This is a genomic window from Candidatus Villigracilis sp. (assembly GCF_057083605.1).
In genome coordinates this window covers 1-20552 of the sequence record NZ_JBXMTI010000004.1, presented here as the reverse complement: position 1 = coordinate 20552, position 20552 = coordinate 1, and the positions used below count along the sequence as shown (strand labels likewise).

The 20552-nt window shown below is 47.8% G+C and carries 20 protein-coding genes; 6 read left to right on the top strand and 14 right to left on the bottom strand.

Features of this window, described 5'->3' with window-relative positions; all coding sequences use genetic code 11:
* The first annotated feature begins 4 nt into the window (after positions 1-4).
* From AC14M5_RS01005 to AC14M5_RS00985, 5 genes are read left to right on the top strand one after another with little or no spacing between them, the layout of a single operon-like run.
* Complete coding sequence (locus tag AC14M5_RS01005; RefSeq protein ID WP_484027752.1) at positions 5-1924, top strand: dipeptide/oligopeptide/nickel ABC transporter permease/ATP-binding protein; 1920 nt, start codon at positions 5-7, stop codon at positions 1922-1924.
* Positions 1921-2904 carry an ABC transporter ATP-binding protein gene (locus AC14M5_RS01000; RefSeq protein WP_484027751.1) on the top strand — a complete coding sequence of 328 codons (984 nt, stop codon included), beginning with the start codon at positions 1921-1923 and terminating at the stop codon, positions 2902-2904. Before AC14M5_RS01005 ends, AC14M5_RS01000 begins: the two co-directional genes overlap by 4 nt.
* A gap of 24 nt (positions 2905-2928) precedes the next feature.
* Positions 2929-3702, top strand: a complete 774-nt coding sequence (locus AC14M5_RS00995; RefSeq protein WP_484027750.1) for a TrmH family RNA methyltransferase — start codon at positions 2929-2931, stop codon at positions 3700-3702.
* Positions 3703-3735: 33 nt separating this feature from the next.
* Positions 3736-5343: a sensor domain-containing diguanylate cyclase gene (locus tag AC14M5_RS00990; protein ID WP_484027749.1), complete on the top strand. Its 1608-nt coding sequence runs from the start codon at positions 3736-3738 to the stop codon at positions 5341-5343.
* A gap of 37 nt (positions 5344-5380) precedes the next feature.
* Positions 5381-6328 (top strand): MDR/zinc-dependent alcohol dehydrogenase-like family protein, encoded by a 948-nt coding sequence (locus tag AC14M5_RS00985; protein WP_484027777.1) that lies wholly within the window; start codon positions 5381-5383, stop codon positions 6326-6328.
* Positions 6329-6433: 105 nt separating this feature from the next.
* Here the strand turns inward: AC14M5_RS00985 and AC14M5_RS00980 are convergent, their stop codons facing one another.
* Entirely contained in the window at positions 6434-6712 is a 279-nt protein-coding gene (locus AC14M5_RS00980; RefSeq protein ID WP_484027748.1) for a hypothetical protein, read from the bottom strand.
* A gap of 163 nt (positions 6713-6875) precedes the next feature.
* Complete coding sequence (locus AC14M5_RS00975; RefSeq protein WP_484027747.1) at positions 6876-7541, bottom strand: PIG-L deacetylase family protein; 666 nt, start codon at positions 7539-7541, stop codon at positions 6876-6878.
* Positions 7542-7872: 331 nt separating this feature from the next.
* Between AC14M5_RS00975 and AC14M5_RS00970 the strand changes: the two genes are divergently transcribed.
* Positions 7873-8388, top strand: a complete 516-nt coding sequence (locus AC14M5_RS00970; RefSeq protein ID WP_484027746.1) for a CHRD domain-containing protein — start codon at positions 7873-7875, stop codon at positions 8386-8388.
* A 167-nt stretch (positions 8389-8555) separates the two neighbouring features.
* Here the strand turns inward: AC14M5_RS00970 and AC14M5_RS00965 are convergent, their stop codons facing one another.
* From AC14M5_RS00965 to AC14M5_RS00910, 12 genes are all read right to left on the bottom strand, one after another.
* Entirely contained in the window at positions 8556-10454 is a 1899-nt protein-coding gene (locus AC14M5_RS00965; protein ID WP_484027745.1) for an ABC transporter ATP-binding protein, read from the bottom strand.
* A 175-nt stretch (positions 10455-10629) separates the two neighbouring features.
* Entirely contained in the window at positions 10630-12477 is a 1848-nt protein-coding gene (locus tag AC14M5_RS00960) for an ABC transporter ATP-binding protein (protein ID WP_484027744.1), read from the bottom strand.
* 482 nt (positions 12478-12959) lie between these two features.
* Positions 12960-13736 carry a hypothetical protein gene (locus tag AC14M5_RS00955; RefSeq protein WP_484027743.1) on the bottom strand — a complete coding sequence of 259 codons (777 nt, stop codon included), beginning with the start codon at positions 13734-13736 and terminating at the stop codon, positions 12960-12962.
* 160 nt (positions 13737-13896) lie between these two features.
* The gene (locus AC14M5_RS00950) at positions 13897-14313 is read right to left on the bottom strand and encodes a PaaI family thioesterase (protein ID WP_484027776.1); all 417 of its coding nucleotides are present in this window, start codon (positions 14311-14313) and stop codon (positions 13897-13899) included.
* Positions 14314-14403: 90 nt separating this feature from the next.
* Complete coding sequence (locus AC14M5_RS00945; RefSeq protein WP_484027742.1) at positions 14404-14913, bottom strand: DinB family protein; 510 nt, start codon at positions 14911-14913, stop codon at positions 14404-14406.
* Between the two features lie 85 nt (positions 14914-14998).
* Positions 14999-15613 (bottom strand): hypothetical protein, encoded by a 615-nt coding sequence (locus tag AC14M5_RS00940; protein WP_484027741.1) that lies wholly within the window; start codon positions 15611-15613, stop codon positions 14999-15001.
* A gap of 5 nt (positions 15614-15618) precedes the next feature.
* Positions 15619-16638, bottom strand: coding sequence for a carbon-nitrogen hydrolase family protein (locus tag AC14M5_RS00935; protein ID WP_484027740.1), 1020 nt, complete (start codon positions 16636-16638; stop codon positions 15619-15621).
* 38 nt (positions 16639-16676) lie between these two features.
* Positions 16677-17561 (bottom strand): alpha/beta fold hydrolase, encoded by an 885-nt coding sequence (locus AC14M5_RS00930; RefSeq protein ID WP_484027739.1) that lies wholly within the window; start codon positions 17559-17561, stop codon positions 16677-16679.
* A gap of 72 nt (positions 17562-17633) precedes the next feature.
* Positions 17634-18218 (bottom strand): DUF6174 domain-containing protein, encoded by a 585-nt coding sequence (locus tag AC14M5_RS00925; protein WP_484027738.1) that lies wholly within the window; start codon positions 18216-18218, stop codon positions 17634-17636.
* A 56-nt stretch (positions 18219-18274) separates the two neighbouring features.
* The gene (locus tag AC14M5_RS00920) at positions 18275-18790 is read right to left on the bottom strand and encodes a putative immunity protein (RefSeq protein WP_484027737.1); all 516 of its coding nucleotides are present in this window, start codon (positions 18788-18790) and stop codon (positions 18275-18277) included.
* An 83-nt stretch (positions 18791-18873) separates the two neighbouring features.
* Positions 18874-19452 carry a hypothetical protein gene (locus tag AC14M5_RS00915; protein ID WP_484027736.1) on the bottom strand — a complete coding sequence of 193 codons (579 nt, stop codon included), beginning with the start codon at positions 19450-19452 and terminating at the stop codon, positions 18874-18876.
* 146 nt (positions 19453-19598) lie between these two features.
* Entirely contained in the window at positions 19599-20423 is an 825-nt protein-coding gene (locus AC14M5_RS00910) for a CPBP family glutamic-type intramembrane protease (protein ID WP_484027735.1), read from the bottom strand.
* Positions 20424-20552 lie beyond the last annotated feature (129 nt).

The window sequence follows — 20552 nt, the reverse complement described above, 5'->3', positions numbered from 1 at the left end:
GCATATGGAAATACTGACACGGAAAGAAGTAGTTCCAACCAGTTCTCAATTTACTGAGTTCTGGCGCAAGTTCAAGAAAAACCGCATGGGGCTGGCGGGGCTCGGCATGTTGGTTGTAGTCATTTTGATCGCTATTTTCGCGCCCCTCATCGCGCCTCATAAATCTGCATCCACGCAAAATGTGGGAGTGAGCGATATTTATAACCCTCCGAGTTCAGAGCATTTATTCGGGACAGATGATGCCGGTGCAGATGTTTTTTCAAACTTTATATACGGCGCCAGGGTATCGCTGACAGTGGGTTTCTTCGCAGCTTTTATTTCGATAGTAATAGGTGGGGTTCTAGGAATTGTGGCTGGCTTCTTTGGCGGGCGGGTTGAAAATGTCCTCATGCGCTTTACTGACATTATGCTCGTCATCCCAGACCTGCCATTGATGGTGGTCATTGTCGCACTGACAAAACCGTCTTTATTGAATATTATTTTCGTGATCGGCTTGCTGGGTTGGACGACAACCGCCCGCATGGTACGTTCTCAAACGCTGGCAGTCAAATCTCGCAAATTTGTTTTACGTGCGCGCGCGATTGGTTCCAGCAAACTCCACGTTATCCGCCGCCACATTTTTCCGTTGGTAACTCCCATCTTGGTAGTTCAGGCAGTGCTGGTGGTTTCACTGGCTGTACTCAATGAAAGCACGCTTTCTTTCATTGGGCTTGGAGACCCAACAGTATTATCGTGGGGACAAATGCTCAACTACGCTTTTGGCACTGGAGCCATGTCTATAGGCGCATGGTGGGCCCTGGCAGTTCCTGGCTTTGGGATCGTTTGGGTAGTGCTTGGCCTTACCCTGCTTGGTCAGGGGTTGGAGCAGGTTCTAAACCCAAGGCTGGACACACATCATTTAATGCCGGGCAGGCCCACAGTTAAGAACGAAGTGATGGGAGTGCCGACCACGGCGACCAATCTGCTTGAAGTTCAAAATCTTTCCGTCAATTATGTCACTGAAGGAAGAAATCCGGCGCGCGCGGTTGAAAATGTCAGCTTCACGTTGAAGGAAGGTGAGTTGATCGGGCTGGTGGGGGAGAGCGGATGCGGCAAGACCACCCTCATGTTGGCACTATTGCAATTGCTTCCCTCTGCTGGGCAGATCGTAAACGGTAGGGTTTTGTTTGGCGGAAGAGACCTGACGGCACTATCTGAAGATGAAATGAACAGCGTGCGCTGGAGTGGGATCTCAATTGTATTTCAGGGTGCGATGAATGCGCTCAACCCCGTGCGTTCGGTGGGTGACCAGATTGCTGAGGCCATCATCAAGCATACAACTTTGCCACGTGCACAAGTTTCTGCGCGAGTGATTGAATTGCTGGATCTGGTTGGCATCACCGCAGATCAAAAGGATAATTTCCCACATCAATATTCGGGTGGAATGAGGCAACGCGCAATGATCGCCATGGCACTGGCTTGCGACCCCAAGGTGATCATTGCAGATGAACCAACCACCGCCCTGGACGTGATGATACAGGCGCAAATTTTGGAATTGCTTGATTCGCTTCGCAAGAAACTCGGGCTTGCCATAATCTTCGTGACGCATGACCTGGGCGTGGTGGCTGAGATGTGCGATAGTGTACTGGTGATGTACGGCGGCGTAACAGCCGAATACGCCGATGTGGATATCATCTACAACGATGCGAAACACCCATATACACAGGAACTACTCAAAGCCTTTCCCGATCTCACAAAGCCGAAGAAAAAACTATCCTCCATTCCTGGTTATCCTCCGCGTTTGGATGCATTACCTGACGGCTGCCGTTTTGCGCCGCGCTGTCCCGTTTCATTCGAGCGCTGTTATATAGAACAACCCATCCTGCACACATTGAATGGCAATGGGCACATTGCAAGCTGTCATCTGGTTGAGGCTTCGAAATGAGCAAAGAACACTTCCTGGAAGTTCGCGGACTAAAAAAATATTTTGAAGCTGGTCAGCCCGGTCTATTTTCAAAAAATATGCGCAAAGTCCATGCCGTGGATGGCGTGGACTTTCAACTGCACCATAGCGAAGTGATCGCGCTGGTGGGTGAAAGCGGATGTGGAAAATCAACCCTGGCGCTTTTGCTGATGGGTCTTGAAGACCCAACCGAAGGCCTGGTAACTTTCGAAGGGCGCGACATTACACACTTGAACGACCATGAACGTAAAGACCTACGCCAAAAAATTCAAATGGTTTTTCAAGACCCATATGAATCATTGAATCCCACACAGACTATCAAAGAGATCGTCACAGAGCCATTGTTTGTGCATGGCATTGCCAATACACCTGACCGCGATGAACGTGTAAAGAAAGCCATGGAAGATGCAGGCTTGAAACCTGCGGATGTATACCTTGGCCGATACCCACATGAACTCTCAGGCGGTCAACGCCAACGCGTGGTGATTGCCGCCGCACTTGTGCTGGAGCCTGAGATCATCCTGGCCGATGAGCCTGTTTCGATGCTGGATGTTTCCATCCGCGCTGAGATCATCAACCTGCTGGCTGAGCTTCGCATCACACGCCAGATCGCTGTCATCTTCATTACACATGACCTCGGCTCTGTTGGTTTCTTCGCAGACCGTGTGGCTGTTATGTATCTTGGGCGCATCGTTGAAATTGGCACCATGCTGGAAGTGCTGGAAAAACCTCAACACCCATATACCAAGGCGCTTCTTTCTGTCATTCCTGTTCCAAACCCGCGCCTGCGCCATGAGCGCATCATTTTGCAGGGTGAGACCCCAAACCCGATTGACCTGCCCAGCGGCTGCCGATTTCACCCGCGCTGCCCGGTGGTCATGCAAATCTGCACGGCCAGCGACCCGCCGCCCATTTCACTTAGCAAAACCCATCAAGCATCCTGCCTGCTGTTGGTGAAGTAACGCGAAATTAATCGCCTTACATTTATGGATATCATCAGCACTCAAAACCCAAAAGTAAAACACATCGTAAAACTTCGCGAGGATAAACGTCAGCGCCAGCGGGATGGGCTGATGCTTGTGGAAGGCTACGATGAATTAATCCTTGCGCTCGAATCTGGACTTAAGCCAGAATCGCTTCTGACCGCGCCGGAGTTTGCTAGCCAAACTATAAACTTTCCCAACATTGAGGTGACAACCGTCAGCCGTGGTGTCTTCGAGAAAATGTCCTACCGTGAAAACCCAGACGGCTGGCTCGGAATCTTCACAACCCCAAAGACCTCACTTGAGCAACTTATATTATCTGAAACACCGCTTGTGATTGTGGCCGAGTCTGTTGAAAAGCCTGGCAACCTGGGTGCGATCCTTCGCACAGCCGACGCCGCCAAAGTGGATGCACTGCTCGTCTGTGATCCGCGCGTGGATTTGTGGAACCCCAATGTGATCCGCGCCAGCCGAGGCGCGGTCTTTGCCGTACCAACCGTCGAGGTTGAGTCGATAAATGCGCTGGCATGGCTTAGGTCCAGAAAGATGCGAGTGCTTGCCGCAACACCCTCCGCCGACGTGTTGTACACAGATGTCAACCTGCGTGAGCCCATCGCGATTGCTGTCGGCACGGAAGATGAAGGCCTGACCGATTTCTGGATGCAGAATGCGGATATGAAAGTAAAAATCCCGATGATGGGAAAAGTGAATTCTCTGAATGTCTCAATCGCAACCGCATTGATCGCTTACGAAAGTGTCAGGCAGAGAAACAAATAATCTCCCCATATCAAGTTAGAATATAGAAAGCAAATGGAAGTAAACGGGTCCACCATAAAGTCGGGGCGAGTTTTCGCCCAACTGGGGAAGGAACTAAGCGCGACCACCAACGCAGTGACAGCGGCGGAAATTATTTTAAACGCCGCCCAGGAACTGATCGGATGGGATGCATGTTATTTAATTTTGTATGACCCGCAGCAGGGGGGCAAACCACGCCCGCTATTGACCATCGATACGATCAATAATGAACGATTTATCGAACATGATGTTGCGCCTGAAAAACCAAGTGAAAATATGCTCAGGGCAATTCGTGAAAACGGATATCTCTCCCTATACGATGGCCCGTTTGAGATGCCTCCGGCATTGTCGTTTGGTGACCGCTCGCGCAGAACCCTGTCTCAACTATTTGTGCCTGTCCGCAGCGGGGAGCGAACCATTGGCGTGCTCTCCATACAAAGTTATCAAATACACGCCTACACTGAGAGTTCGCTTGAAATCCTGAAGACCCTGGCAAACCATTGTGCAGGTGCACTCGAAAGGATTTGGGCACAGGAGGCGCTGGCGCAAATGGTGGATAGGCTGAAAGTTCTATATCAGGCCACCCACGCCATCAGCGCAAGCCTGGACATGGAACAGTTGTGTGATTCCATCCATGCAACTGTGGAAAAAGTAATGCCCTGTGATGATTTCGTGATCGATGGATACGATGAGCAAACCAATGAGATCATACCCATCTACGCAGTAGAATTTCCGCGGCGCAGAGTTGTGACAAAAAAATATTTTGCAGATCACGGCATGGCTGGGATGGTCGTGCATACCCGCAGCCCCATTCTGTTGAATAGCCTGGAAGAAATAAATAACTGCGGAATTGATTTTGAAGTGTATGGCAGCTTTCCTACAGATGACCCCACACGATCCATTCTCGCAGTGCCCATGCTGCTGCACGGCAAAGTGGCGGGAATGATCTCGGCACAATCGTACAAGGAAAATTCCTATACCGAGGAAGACCAGTACCTACTAGAACTGCTCGCTGCCCATGCGGCCATTGCCATTGAGAATGCAAGGCTTTTTGCAAGGGCGCAGCAATTGGCAGATATAGATCCGCTCACAGAGGTGCTCAGCCGCCGTAAGTTCTATGAACTGGCTGAGCGGGAGTTTGTCCGATCGAAGCGCTATGAAAAACCGCTTTCGATCATCATGCTGGATATAGATGAATTCAAAACTTTCAACGACAGGTTTGGGCACAAGGTAGGTGACCTGGTATTAAAGCTGGTTGCAGCGCAGTGTAAATTATCGCTACGGGATGTGGATATTTTTGGCAGGCTGGGAGGTGAGGAGTTCGTAGCGGCATTGCCTGATACCGAGTTGAAACGGGCAGTTGTGGTTGCCAATCGCCTGCGCAAAGTTGTGGAGGGAGCAGACCTATCAGCGGCCGAAGATCTTTTTGACCTTGAGACGAACGAGGAATATAAAAAAGAGGATTTGAAGATTACGGTAAGCGTGGGAGTTGCGACTTGTGACGAATCCAGCAAGAACATAGATATGGTAATAGACCACGCAGACAAGGCCATGTATTCGGTAAAATATGCGGGCAAGAACCAGATCAATATCTGGTACGATGGGACAGTGACACCCGGTTGATACCGAATGGCGATCATCAATGAAGAGAGAAATTTCCATGAACGCGTTATGGCTTGAAAACAATCAAATATCCCTGCGTGACGTTCCAGTGCCGAATAAACCTGACGAGGCCTTGATCAGAATCCGCAAGGCAGGCATTTGCAGTACCGATCTTGAACTTGTAAAGGGATATTATCCCTACACAGGAATCCTTGGCCATGAATTTGTAGGTGAAGCGACGAACGCATCTGACTCAGCCTGGGTTGGTGCACGCGTGGTCGGTGAGATCAACGCTGTGTGCGGATTCTGCGAAGCCTGCATGAATAGACGCCCCACACATTGCGAGAACCGCACAGTTTTGGGAATCGTCAATCGCGACGGCGTGTTTGCGGAATATACAACATTACCACTTGAAAACTTACATCGCGTGCCGGACTCTGTCCCCGATGAAATGGCAGTTTTTACCGAGCCGCTGGCTGCCGCCTTGGAGATTCAACAACAAGCGCAGATCAAGCCGACAGACCGCGTTCTTTTAGTGGGTGCAGGCAGGTTGGGACAGCTCATCGCGCAGACCCTAGCTCTTACTGGCTGCAACCTGCATGTGGTTGCGCGTCACGCTTTACAGAAAGACCTGCTCACGGCACGGGGGATTCGCATCATATCCGAAGGGGAAATTCAGCCGCGCAAATGGGATATCGTTGTTGAGGCCACAGGCTCAGCAGATGGATTCAATCTGGCTAGAAAAGCCATTCGCCCGCGAGGGACATTGGTATTGAAGTCCACTTATAAAGGTGATGTGAATGTCAACTTTTCATCCATCGTGGTGGACGAGATTAATATCATCGGCTCACGCTGCGGGCCATTTGCACCGGCCTTACGTTTAATGGAAAGACGCGAAGTCGACCCCACTGTATTGATCATGGCGAGCTATAGATTAGGCGATGCTGTAAAGGCGTTTGAGCATGCTGCAAAAGCAGGCATACTTAAAGTGCTTTTGGAAAATTGATGTATGAAGCGTTGTGTCATGCTGAGGGCGCTTTTTCCCCGAAGCATCTCTATCACGATGTCAGAGACCCTTCAGTCGCAACGAACGCTCCTTCAGGGTGACACATCACTTTTCCAACGACAGTTTCCAGACTGCATCGTCCCAATCACCATCCGGGTTGATCAGGCCGACAAAATCATCTTCAAATTCGCCGCCGCTTTTCTCGAAGGCTTCATGGCTGTCGAATTCCATCAACCACAAAACTTCCTTGTCATTCCCATCCCGCTGATAGACCTTGAACCAATGGCAGCCCGCCTTTAGCATGGCATCACCATATTTGGTAACAGCCTGTTTCGTGCCTTCAAAATCATGAACCTTCACACGCATGGTAACGAGAACTGACATTTGAGCCTCCTTATGATTTGGTTGTGTTACCTGATCCCTTGAAACAAATCCGTCTCAAGTTCCCTGCCGCCGTTGACCGAACTGAACACGCGATAATAGACTCGCTTTCCCCATAAGGCAATACTTTCTTCATCGGGTAATTTGTTCAAGTCCCCATAAATAGCTACTTGTGACAATTCACTGCCTTAAGCGCAGTTTGCCAATGATTTGAGCCATCGATCACAGTGGTATACATCCAATCGGGCCAGGGGACGAAGGAGCGGGCGACGCCATCGATCTCCATTTGAATATCCCCGAAAATGCCCGTGTAGTTTTTGATGATGCTTGCATCATTCACAAAATAATAGAACTTGCTAACGCGGTGTGGAGCGAGACCATGCGAATCTTTATAGTTCATGTCTGCTGCCAGTAGACACGCTTCATTTGCAAATTGGGATATGGCAATATGGTCGGGGTGACCGTATGCGCCGTCGGGTCCGAAGCTGAGCACCACCTGCGGACGGACTTTACAGATGATGGCAGCAATTTTTTCCATAGCTTCATTTGAATCTGCCTGATCCAAATCCCCATCTATATAATCAAGAAAATAAACCTGTTGAATGCCAAGTATTTCAGCCGCGCAAAGCAACTCTTTTTCCCTGATCTTTCCCAATTCAGTTTCACCGGGATACTCTTTTTCTTCCCCCATCCAGCCTCTTTCACCTTTTGTGGCGCAGATCAAAAAAACATGCACGCCCTCTGCCGTGTATTTTGCAAGCGTGCTTCCTACGCCAAGTGACTCATCATCGGGGTGGGCTAATATGGCTAGTAACTTTAAAGTATCGCTCATTGAGGCCTGCTATTGTTATGATTTGGTTGCTGGTAATACGGATAATTTTACTCCTAATAACCTGCCTTGGGCATAACGTGAGTGCAACGACTCCAGTCATTGTACTCACGTTATCAAAGTCTGGAGACTTTGGACTCCAACATTATTATGGCAGGCGAATGTTGATTATTGGACTTGCATAAAATGGACGCGATTATGGGGATGGTTTTTACTGTGATTTTCACTAATTTTCTCTGACAATACTTAAGAAAGACCTAATAGTCTTTTTCTCTGCTTGAAGATGGGCAGTCAAAATTGCTATAATTTTGATTACAGTGAAAGGAGACGAACCATGAAGAAATTCCGTCCAATGATATTGATACTCATCGCCTTGTTGTTTGCCTTTGGCACCACGGGTGTTGTATCCGCCGAAAACAGGAGCTTTGTGGCACATCTTACTGGTGACGAAGAGGTTCCCGCCAATGCAAGCCTGGCCAGCGGTCAAGCTGTCTTTAAACTTAGCAAGGACGGCACTGAGTTGCATTATATGCTTATCGTTGCGAACATCGATAGTGTTGTCGCATCGCACATCCATCTAGGGCCGGCAGGCGTGAATGGCCCCGTGGTTGCATTCCTGTATGGCCCGGCAGCAGCGGGAGGAGGCAGTTTTAGTGGCGTCCTTGCAGAAGGCACGATCACCGCGGCAAACCTGACCGGCCTATTAGCAGGACAACCGCTTAGTGCGCTAATTGCAGAAATTGAGGCCGGAAATGCCTATGTCAACGTGCACACGAACGATGGCGTGGCTCCGACAAACACAGGGCCGGGTGATCTTCCTGGTGGAGAAGTTCGCGGCCAGATACACTAGACTATGTTAACCCCCCAGACCTCCGAGACGCTTCGCTTAAAATCTCGGAGGTCTGCTGTTATTAGACCTGACATGTCTCATCCGCGCCGTTGTTAACCATAGCTCTTGCGCGGACAATGACGCGAGTTAATCGCGGTTTAGTAGAGACATGTCAGGTCTATATTTATTTAATCCGCCGCAGTGGGTTCTTCGGCTGGCTGTTCACGCCTCACCATGATCGAATCGGCTGTTACACCTTCGCGTTCATTGCCTTCAATCACCTCGTCTGCCACCCCATATTGTACTTCCAGCTGATGGCGGAACTGCTGGGTGTAAAGGCGGTAGTAATGTCCGCGTTGTTTGAGCAATTCGGCATGTGTGCCTTGCTCCGCGATCTTGCCGTCTTCGATGACGATGATGCGGTTCGCGCGGCGAATGGTGGAGAGGCGATGCGCGATCACAAAGGACGTGCGTCCCTTCATCAAAGCTTCCATGCCGCGTTGGATCAAGGCCTCGGTCAGCGTATCCACCGATGAAGTGGCTTCGTCCATGATGAACAGTTCAGGTTTGGCAAGCACAGCGCGTGCCAGGCTGATCAATTGTTTCTGACCAACCGAAAGCAGGTTTCCGCTTTCACCCACGTTCTGCTCGTAACCCTTCTCGAGCGTCACGATAAAATCATGCGCGCCTGCGATCTTGGCAGCGCCTTCCACCTGCTCATCACTGGCCGATAAATTCCCATAGCGGATGTTCTCGCGCACCGTCCCCGAAAAGAGATGCGGGGTCTGCAAGACGATGCCGATCTTGTCGTGTATCGACTCTAACTTATAGTCCATGTAATCCATGCCGTTGATGCGGATCACGCCGTTGCGTGGTTCGTAAAAGCGGCACAGTAGATTCACTATCGTGCTTTTGCCACCCCCTGTCGGCCCGACCAGAGCGATCATTTCGCCGGGATTCACCTTCAGCGTGAAATCAGTCAAAACGGATTTCCTGTCCTCGTAGTAAAAATCCACGTGATCGAATTCGATCTCGCCGAGCAGGGTCTTCGCTTCGATGGCATCGCTTCTGTTATGGACCTCGGGCGGGGTATCCACCAACTTGAAAATTCGCTCCGCTGATGCGATGCTGTGCTGCATTTCGGCATACACGCGCGCCAGGTCCTGGATCGGCCACATCATGAAGGTGAGATACGAGACGAAAGCTTGAATACCGCCGATGGTCATCAATCCGATGGTAATTTGATTGCCGCCATAGCCGACGATAACGCCCAACGCAATCGCCGCGATGATCTGCACCGTGGGCAGAAAGAGCGCCGAAAGCCAGGCCGCGCGATAAGAGGCGTTGTACATCTTGGTAGTGAGGCCCTGAAACTCGCGCGTGTTCTCATCCTCACGGCCCAAGGCTTTGGTGATGCGCATACCTTGAAAGCTTTCGTTGAACGCACCCGTGATCTTGCTGTTGGCGCGGCGCGAAACACGAAACTCCGCCAAAATCTTCTTGCGAAATTCGATGCCGACATAGATCATGATCGGGATGATGGTCAGCACGATCAGCGCCAGCCGCCAGTTGATGATGGCCATGAAAATGGTGGATGAAATGATATTCATTACAGCCCAGGTTGTATCCACGATGCCCCAAGTCAGCAGGTCAGAGACGCGGCCTGTATCCGAGGTGACACGCGCGATTAGACGTCCCACCGCGTTTTGGGCATAATACGAAAGCGACAGGTCTTGCAGGTGATTGAAGAGCATCTTGCGCAAGTCATATTGAATGCGCTCGCCCAGTACGCCAGCTAGGTAAATAAAGGTGAATACGGCGGCGGATTGAACCAAAATGAATCCGCCGTAAACGGTGGCCAGGAACATGATCCTTGCCCTGTCCTTCAATAAGATACCCTGATCAATGAATTGCTTGTTCAGGTATGTAAAGTACGCATCGAGCGCCGAGGTTAGGGCAATGGTGATCAGAAAGCCGACCACCCATTTCCAATGCGGTTTGAGCAACCCACCAATGCGCTTTAGTATGGGGGTAGTTAGTTGGGAGGTGAACTCTTCTTCTTCGAGTTCGATAAGATCTTCGGTCATTGTAAAATCTCCGTTATAGACGGTGGTCGAGTAGGTCGAGCGTTCTTCGCGAGACCGTATCGAAACCACTAATAATAGGTATACATTTTATTTTTTGTTTTCTCGTCATTGATGGTCTCGATATGCCCCTCAAAGATCATTCGGGGCTACTCGACCATCAGGGGTTGAAATTTTTCTAATTTACTCTTGCAATTTCCTGTTCCAACTCCGCATCGATCTTGGTTTGGATATCGTAAATTCGACGATACATTCCGTTTGTATCCTTGAGTAACTCTGCATGTGTTCCCATCTGAACGACCTCACCCTTATCGAGTACAAGGATCAAGTCGGCAACCATCACAGATTGGATGCGGTGCGCGATGATGAAGGTGGTCCGGGCTTTCATCAATCCATTCAGAGCCTCGCGGATCTCGGCTTCGGTTTCGGTGTCCACCGATGAGGTGGAGTCATCCAAGATCAGAATGCGCGGATTCTTCAACAAGGTGCGGGCGATGGCAACGCGTTGTTTTTGTCCGCCGGAGAGGGTCACGCCTTTCTCGCCGACCAACGTGTTGTAACCATCCGGGAAACTTAGTATCACGTCATGCACGGCAGCGGCTTTCGCGGCTTTTTCGATCTCCTCTTGCGAAACATCGCGCCCCACACCGTAGGAAATATTCTCGCGGATCGAGCGGCTGAACAGAAAAGGCTCCTGCTCCACAATGCCAATCTGCTTTCGCAGATCAGAACGCGAGTAATCCTTCAACTCCACGCCGTCGAGCAGAATTCGTCCGCCTGTGTATTCGTGGAAGCGCGGCAGCAAATTCACTAGCGAAGTCTTGCCTGAACCTGTTGACCCAAGCAAAGCGATGGCCTGACCGGGTTTCGCATGGAAGGAGACATTCTTCAGCACATCCGATTTGCCATCCGAGTACATGAACGAGACATCGTCAAAGACAAGATCGCCTCGTACCTGACCCGATAACTGGTGCCGTCCATCGAACAACGGCTCACGCTGCTGCTTGACCACTTCCATCAGGCGCGCATATGAAACCATGCCGGTAGAAGTCTGTACGATAATGCGACCCAGGTTGCGGATCGGCCAGATCAGCCAGACGACGAGACCCACATAAGCAATATATGTGCCGACGGAAATCTCTCCATCAATTGCCATGGTCGCGCCGTAGATAAATCCGAACAGCATCTGGAAGCCCAGCACGATATCCGAGAGAGGCCAGAACATGGAGTGCATGAAAAGCAGAATTTTGCCTTTCAAGTATTTACCCCAGTTATCCTTCTCGAATTTGTTCTTTTCGTAATCCTGCCGTGCAAAGGCCTTCACCACACGCACACCCGTCAGGTTCTCCTGCAGAGTCGTGGAAAGAATCGCTTCCTGTGCCTGGTATTCTTCATAGGCCTTGGTCACTTTTTTGAAGAACCAAAGCGAGACCAGCAGGATCAAAGGAATCACCACAACCGAAACAAGCGCGAGTTCCACATTGAGGTTGAGGATGGCGATGAAGTTGATCACAAACAACAGGACGATACGCCCCACCCCGATGGCTTGCTCGCTGAAGAAGCGGCGCAATGCATCCACATCCGAGGTGACACGTTCGATCAGGTCACCTGTTGGAGTTGTGGCGTGATAGGAGAAACTGAGGCGCTGGATGTGGTCGAAGAGGAAGTCCCTCAGGCGGCGGGTAATGCCCTCGGCTGTGTAAGCAGCCAAACGTCCCGAAAGAAACGCGAAGCCGCCTTCAAACGTAGCCAGGCCGACGAATCCAACGGCGATCCAAACCATGGAGCTGGTCAACGAATCACCGATGTATTTTCCCTGCGCAAGCACATCATCCGCGAAGAAGCGTAAAAGCAGATATGTGAAGGTTTTGGAAAGCGCTGAAATGGCAAGCGCGACTGTCGCCGTAATATAGGACAGTCGATAGTCAGACATCATCTGCCATAAACCCTTGAGGCGGTTTTCCTGGAGGGTGGGGCGGAAGTCAAAAGTGAGCGCAGGCTCGTGGGTGGGTTGTAGTGTGGTCATGGTTACTCCGTGGCTCCGTCATTGCGAGGAGAGTGTTCTTCCCGACGAAGCAATCTCATAATTGAGTTGGGGATTGCTTCGTCGCAAAGAGCAAGTGCGCTCCTCGCAATGACGATGAATCAAATTAAACAAAAAGGGCTGTGGCACATGCGCCACAGCCCAAAACGAACAAGGGACAGAAAGAGACCTAGATTCGGTCTATAGGCGCACTCCGAGAAGGCAAAAAGCCAACTGCGTTAGGGGTGATGAAAATTATGGTGGACATCAAGAGTGCGCTCCTTTCTTTAGATTTTCTAACTATGTATCGTAGTTTACCTCTCGCCCATGGGATGTGTCAAGGATGAGAGAATATTAATTTTTATGTTTTCCGGGCTCTTCAACCTATTCCCAAGTCCATTTATTTTCTTTTGACAACTGCTATTCATCGGTGGCCGGCTTTTATGGCAGTAAGTTAATCACCTATTGTATGACGCGAGTTTAATCTAATTTTGAAAATAGTTTTTTTGTATTGAAATAATTAAAACAAACCTGTCAGTATCGGTAATCATTTTTGTAACCAAACTACTATCTTGAAAATTCTTTTCATCGTAAATCTCGTCATAAGACCCCCCGCTAACTTTTTGAACGGCATTTTGAAGAATAAAACTACGAGTTTCTTTTTCGGCAAATTCAGGTTCTAGTGAAAGACCGTCTTTCTCATAACTACAATCAAAACCAGGTAGGTCAGATACAAGCTTTCCTGGATACGGGTCATAATACTCTTCCAGCATCCTTTCACAAGGGCTATCTTGTCTATAGGATGGAGGGAACCAGCCAATACTAATAATTTTCTGCTCGAAGTCAATCATTTGTTGACGAAAATCGCCATTGAACCCGTAAAAATTTGTTATTCGGAGCGAACAACGATAAGCATAGCCGTCAGATCTTTTATAATTATTATCTCCTCTGGAACAATAGTCATGCGTAGCCGTTTCGTAATAATTGTAGTGAAGAATATTTTGTAATTCATCAAAAGATTGATTGATTTCTGCTGTAACCGCTTCTCTTTTAGCGTTCATTGCTGAACTGTTTGGGTTTGGTGCAGGTTTCAAATTACTTATGAGCCCATCTATTCCGCCATTAAAAATAAGTGCCAAGATAAAATAGCCACAGGCAACAATGAAGACAATGGTGAAAATAACTCCTTTGACAATATTTCCTATGACATTATCTCTTCGTGTGAAGATCACTTCTTTAGGGGAAGTGGGTTGTTCTTTCATCTCTTTATCCCTTTTTGCCTAAAAGTATCTGCCCAAAGCCAGCCAGCAGCCTGCGTTAGCACGCAACCAACTCAACAAAATTTTTACACAAAAATAGTCTTTGACAACTACCAAAAGATGGGGCGAAAAAATGATAAGGTTTGAATGGTACTTTCTTGCGCTATATCCGAACATTGACGATAGTTGCCTGCATGACAGCAATCACTTTGTAATCTGAGCCTGAATAGGCTTGAACTTCTCTTGTGCAAACGGTGAGAACTTTGCCTGAATTTAGCACTTTCCCAATTGCTATAAATCTTTCGCCAATTGCAGGGCGCATGAGATTGATTTTGAATTCGGCAGTCACAACTTCATACTCTGCTGGTGCTTTTGTTAGTGCTGCATAACCACATGCGCTATCAACGATACTTGTGATTGCGCCAGCGTGAAGGTACCCATGTTGTTGAGAAAGTTTTTCAGAAAACGGTAATTCTATTTGGACTTCACCGTCTGCAATCGAGACAATCCGTGCGCCCAAAGTTGTCATTAATCCTTGTGATTTGAAACTGTCCGTGATTCGTTCTTGTATATTATTCATATTATCTATAGCCGAACTCAATTTTAATGCCATGGGCGCACTCTTGGAATGCCAACAAACTTGCACGACATACGATTTGCGTCTATTCTGTTACCAATTACCTGCGTATTCGAGATTGTAAGGCTTTGTGATATTTTCCAGCATCAGGCGCCTGAGTTCCACCAATTGGCGGATGTGGAGGTTGTCATGCGCGACCCAACAGGCGAACATTTCTCCCGCACTGATTGTGCGGTACTCCGTTGTATAGGTTTTCTCCCAATCTGGATTCTGTAATCCATTGAGCCAGGCAAATGATTTTTCACGTTCGACAAAGAATTTTTCCTGCATCTCAGCGAAGTTCTGCTCGTTATATTTTCGCTGGGTTACCCAACCTTCGGTGTCAATCGCATGCCATTCTTCATATTGGCGGTGAAGAATGAAATCGAGGTGTTCTCGAAAATCTTCGCGCTCTTCATCGTATAAGTGACACACCACTTCGAGAATCGACCACGACTCCGCACTCGGTTTGAGGCGCGCTGCATCTGGTGCGACTCCTGACAATAATGCATGGATCATCTCTGTGCTATTTTGAAGTTCCTGATAAAGAGGACTAAATTCCATGTTACCTCTTTCTTTATTTGCATATCATGGCGCGAGGTGTGCGGGGATGTGTAAGAGGAGTTTTTGACATCCATGGCACAGATCTTTATTTTTTGTTTGAAAGCACAAGTTTATCGATTTGCATTTTAGCCAAATTTGCCAAAAGAACTACTGCTTTCTCCGTTTCATTTATTCCTCCTGTGTATTGACTGAGTGAGACGCCAATCTGTATATTTCCGTAGACGGTAATTACATAAATGACTCTTCCATCTTCCGCATATGCCCAACTTTGTTCAGGCAGGACTTCACTGGGTATTTCGATCATCCGAATGCCGGGCTGTCCGCCGTTTTCCCTTATTATCTTTTCTGCATGGGAGTTTGCGTCCTCTGCGGTCTGAAAACTTCTTAGTGATATTCCAAGTTGTAGGGTTGAGTTGGAAACAGTAAGCGCAAGCGAGTCTTGCTCAAGAATGTCCCAAACGCTGCGAGCACAGTCTTTTGGCAAGCAGTCGCTACGATCAGATATTATCAGACCATCATCCACTTTCAATAAATTGGATGCGTTAATTTCGTCGCTAATAAGAATGCCTGATGTTAACGGCGTCAAAAGTATTGTCGGTATATTTGTGGGAACTTGTTGGGATTGACTGCTACACCCATAGGTAAAGCATCCAAGAATTATTATGTTCGAGACAAGTTTCAAAAACCGAGATATTGACATTAGATTTACTCTTGTGTCTTTTTATTATATTCGGATGCAAACATCATTTCAGCAATTGAGTCAATCAAATACATGGATTTAGGAATACCAAAGGCAGGTTGTTTCCCTTTTGATTGCGGAGGGAAATCAGGCAAGGTTACATCACTTATAGCAAAACCTTCGGTGTTGGGTCGAACAGACTGTAAAACAACTCCCAAATTATCAGTTATATAAGTTTCGTTGAAGTAGTCGCTTTCCATGCGAGCATGGTCAAATTGAGATTTGTATTTCAATAATGGTGGATAAACAACTGAAAGCATAGCCAAAGATGATTTGGGATTCGGAAAGGATGAAGTGAAAATTCCTGTACTTGTTGCTTGCACCACTGGAACTCCTAAAAAACTGGCCTGCCTGCGCAAATATTCTCCAAATGTTTTATCAGAGGTGCGCTTTACATATTGGGTAAACGCGCCCGTATTCTTGCTCATAATCCGTTTCCCGTCTGGAAAGACCAATGCCAAGTCAAGAGCCTTTGGGGGACAACTGCTCACTATGATTAGTTCAACTTTACCTGAATATTGTCGCCATAAATTTGGATGGGCAACATCCCAACAGATAAGGAATCCAATTTTTCCGAATTCGGTATCAGCAATGGTTACATTTGTTCCTTTTTGAAAATAGGCTCGTTCCCATATCCAGGGGTAGTTTTTATCGTAATGCCACTGACGACCATTTGGGGCAACAAGCAACAAGGTGTTAAATATATCGTTTTGCTCTCTGCGAAGAAATGACCCCGCCAAGTGAACATGATAACGGGCGGAAGTTTGTTTCATCCAAGTGGCAGTTATGCCATCAAATGACTCTGCTTGCAAATAGTTTTGGTCGCTATATTCATATCCCGTGTTGAAAACTTCTGGCAAAACGACAAGGCGTGCGCCATTTTCAGCGCACATGGCAACAAAATTTTCAGCCCGCGCCAACCTTTCTTTGGTAGGGGCAGGTGAGGCTTTCATTTGAACAACTGCTATTTTGACTGATTTTGGCATAGTTTTTGCTCTGTATCAGGAATGTTTGGTTGGGTGTTTTAGGATAAAGATTGAAATTCTGCAAGCCAGGTATCTACTGCTCTTTTATATTCAATTGACTTCTCAAAAAATGGAAGATGCCCACAGCCCTTTATTACGGTTAGATTTGAGTTGGCAATTTTCTCTGCAATAACTAATGATTGCCTTGAGGGGACAATAGGGTCTTTATCCCCAGCGATCACACATGTTGGAACATCTATTTTTGATAGATGTAGAGTTATGTCAATTTGGGACATTGCTGTAAAGTAACTGACCATTGAATCTAAATCGAGGTTCTGAACATAAGGGAATGTGCTATTCACCACCGCATTGAAATGTGGATGTTTGAATAAAGCCATGTGGTCCCTTGCGTAGACTTGCCAGAACATTCGAAAAACTTCTTTGTTTACACCCCCGAGTTGATATATCTTTTTGAACATGGCGCAGCCCATTGAGCCTTGGCGAACAAGCCATTGATTGAAGCCTAATGCACCTGTCCATTGACCTTTAGAAAAACCAGCAATAGAAATTATTCCTGCTACAACTTTAGGAAAGTATATTGCTGTGCATAAGGCTGCAAATCCGCCTGTGGAGTGACCAACCAACAAAACTTTCCTGTTTCCAACTATTTCTTGAATGGCTTTTGCTAAAAGTTGGGCTATCAACTCGGCTGTAAGGGAGGTGGCGGTAAATTCTTTGGGAAGGATGGCGGGGTAGTGACCTGGCAAACTTAGAGAGCAACAAGAGCCTAATTTTTGAAAGAGAGATGTTTCTTCGGGAGTCCAAAAATATATTGAGCCCCCTATGCCATGCAGAAAGAAAACTGGCATCCCCGAATCGTTAGAGTGGGTCAAAGTGGCTGCCAGTCGATGTCCTTCGATTTCTATTTCCAGTAATTCATTCATCGATTCTCGATTCGTACAGGCGGCTAACGGTTGGCGCTACACGCTGGTGGGCGGGATGGAATTACACCACGTTCATGGTAAGGGTTGAAAGTTGTTGATTGTCACTTTTACTTTTGTTCTATCAGCTGAAGTGGCAAAACACGGGTTGGTTTCGGACTCAACATAAGTTGGATAACCCCATCGGGCATCATAAACAACTTTGGGAAGAGGCGGAACGCAAACCCAGTCATACGGAATGGATATGCTATGACTGGACAGAAATCGAACGAGACTCGGATATGCGCGCCCAAGGTATCCGCCAATGCTCAATTGTCGCGGAAGGCTCTCATCAATACGTAGGAACAGTTTATCTGTCAACACAAACTCTTCACGGTAATATAAAGTGTGTGGGTCTAGCAATTGACCTGTCGCAAGGTCACGCACCTGAATGAACTGGCTGTCCTGCATTTCAATATGCCAATGATGTTGAGTTTGACGTTCAATAGCGATGGCATCTTGCCATATCACATCATAGGAGTAATGTGTTGGTTTACTCTGTTCCCAAAGTTGTAGGCTCGCATCATAGCGATTTATCTGCCAATATGTCGCAAGGAATGGAAGCAAGATTATGCTTGCGATTACGGCAATTACAAGGATAAGAACATGGTGTCTTTTCATGACAGCATCAAGCCAGAACAAAATGCCTAGCAGAAGGAGTGATTTGAGCGAGCCAGTCAACAATCGAATACAAACCAACAGATTTCGTTGCGCAACTTCTGGTCGTCAAGCACGAGATCCCGGATTTCGCTTGGAAGTTGTGCACGCTGCCATTCGCACTCAAGGCGACCAGCTTCTTCGGCTTGACCGTCAAGCGCCGCCGCACGCGCGGCCTTGATCGCGTAGGCCGCAGCACCGAGCTCGTGTGCAGCGACATGCGCCACCACCGCCGCTTGGCCGGCAGCATACGCGGCATGCCGAGCGGCTCCACTCAACTTTCTTGCCGCAGCCATGGCATGGCCACCCGCCGCGCGGGACTGAGACATTGCGATCTCGCCGCGCGTCCAAGCGCGAGCCAATTCGATGGCTCGACGAGGCCGATCATCATTAGATTGCATTTCCTCGAATAAGTGCAACACATGCTGTGCGCAATCGGCTGCCCATACTGCAAGCAGGTGATGATCGGAGTCTTGGAGGGTACCGCCGCGACGCACAGTGATGAACCTGAGGTCTCGCTTCTTTGGTAATATCATTCGTTAGTTCCTACGCGTTACAGTATCCAGAAGTCATTTACCAGCAAACAAATCAGCTTCTATTTCAATACCACTAAAGTATTTTAAACCCGCTTTCCTAACTTGAATTGCACACAGCTAAAAATCATTAGGTCCACAATAAAGATGTAAACAATAAAACTGCTATTGGCAAATGTCCACTCCTTTAATGTTAGTAATGTTAAAGCAACACCAAAACAAGTTGCCAGCCAGGGCCATGCAATCTCCGTTTCTGGATGTTTATAAGCCTTAACCAGTGTTGGTAGTGCAGCCAGACCATCAGCCACGATGCTAAAGAAAATAGCCACATTACCAACCTTTGTTATCAGCCAAAGGATCAGACCTACCACAGACAAAATGCCACAGGCTAAATCAAACCTTGTTAATTTCCATTCAGCATTTTTATTGGTAAAGGAGGCGACAAAAGTTAAAAGAGGTAGAAAACCAGTACTAAAAGTCATTAATGACTCTAAACCCACCCCTTGCTTTATTTGGGCTGCGAAGGCAATCATCGGAGCGATAGACCATAATAAAAAAGAGACTCTATTAGGTTTTACTTTCCCCTTAATTGTGTCCCATAAATACGCGAAAGCACCTGCGGCACCAATTAGAGTGCCAACTATTACGAAATTTTGATTAAGCATATTCTGATTCTACTATTTTAGGGAGTAACGACCTGCGTTACCCGCTGGTGGGCGGGACGAGAGAATGCCGCTTTGATGGAGCCAACTCCAAGCCACAAAAACTGCCTGAAAACGCGCCGACTCCCACCAGTCGGGTGCATACTGTGCTAGGTTGAGGGTTTTGATAGCGCAGATTCCTTCAATCGCCGTCGGTTTATGGCTACCCCTAAAAAGACAAAGAAAACAATCACGAAAAGTCCATTGCTGATCGAGCCAAGATACTCCTTGCCCGCCACGACAGTGACATATTCAGCGGACAGTGGATGTCCGAACGAATTGCCAACAGCGTGCATAAGTACGGCTAGCCAGAAGGTACCCGTAATACTCCTGATTTCGCCATAGACAATGGATAAGGCAAAGCAGGTCAGATAAAATCTGGGAATGAAGGTGATTAAATCTTCCGAACTGTAGACCCATGAAAGTTCACGAAAATAAGGCAGATGCCATGAAGCCCACACGACAGCAACCAGAGCCGCCGCAATGTAACTATTGATTCCGAGTGAAGCCAACTTTGGAGAGAGATACCCACGCCATCCCACTTCTTCAAAGATGGCAAAAATAAAGAATATTGGCAATGCAGTCAGCGCAGTTTGAAGATATTTCCCCATCGAGAATTCAGATATTGAGGAAACCGAAATCAAAACACCAATAAGCAGTGTCAGTATCATAATGACAGGGAAAGCTAGAACGCTGACCAAGTACCATCTGGCGTTCTTACTGATTGCAGGTTTTACCCCAAAGTCGGACCAGTCTCTTGTTACGAAGCGCATCGTCAATGACACAAGTAATGGAGCAGTCCCCCAAAGTATAAATCCGAGCCCAGGTGAAGATGGACTCCCCCCCAGCAAGGGGCTGACCCAAGCAATAACAGTTACAAGAACAGTAAAGGTCACGATGAGCCAGATTGTCTTCTTGCGTTCGAAATCATTCATTTTGCGTACTCCTTGCTATTCGCGGAGCTTACACATTGTTGTTAATGAATTGCAGGACAGATAGGTGACTGCCTAACGAGACTGTCGAAAAACCCCTAGTTCGAAAAATGTTCTTAAAAATCTCCCACA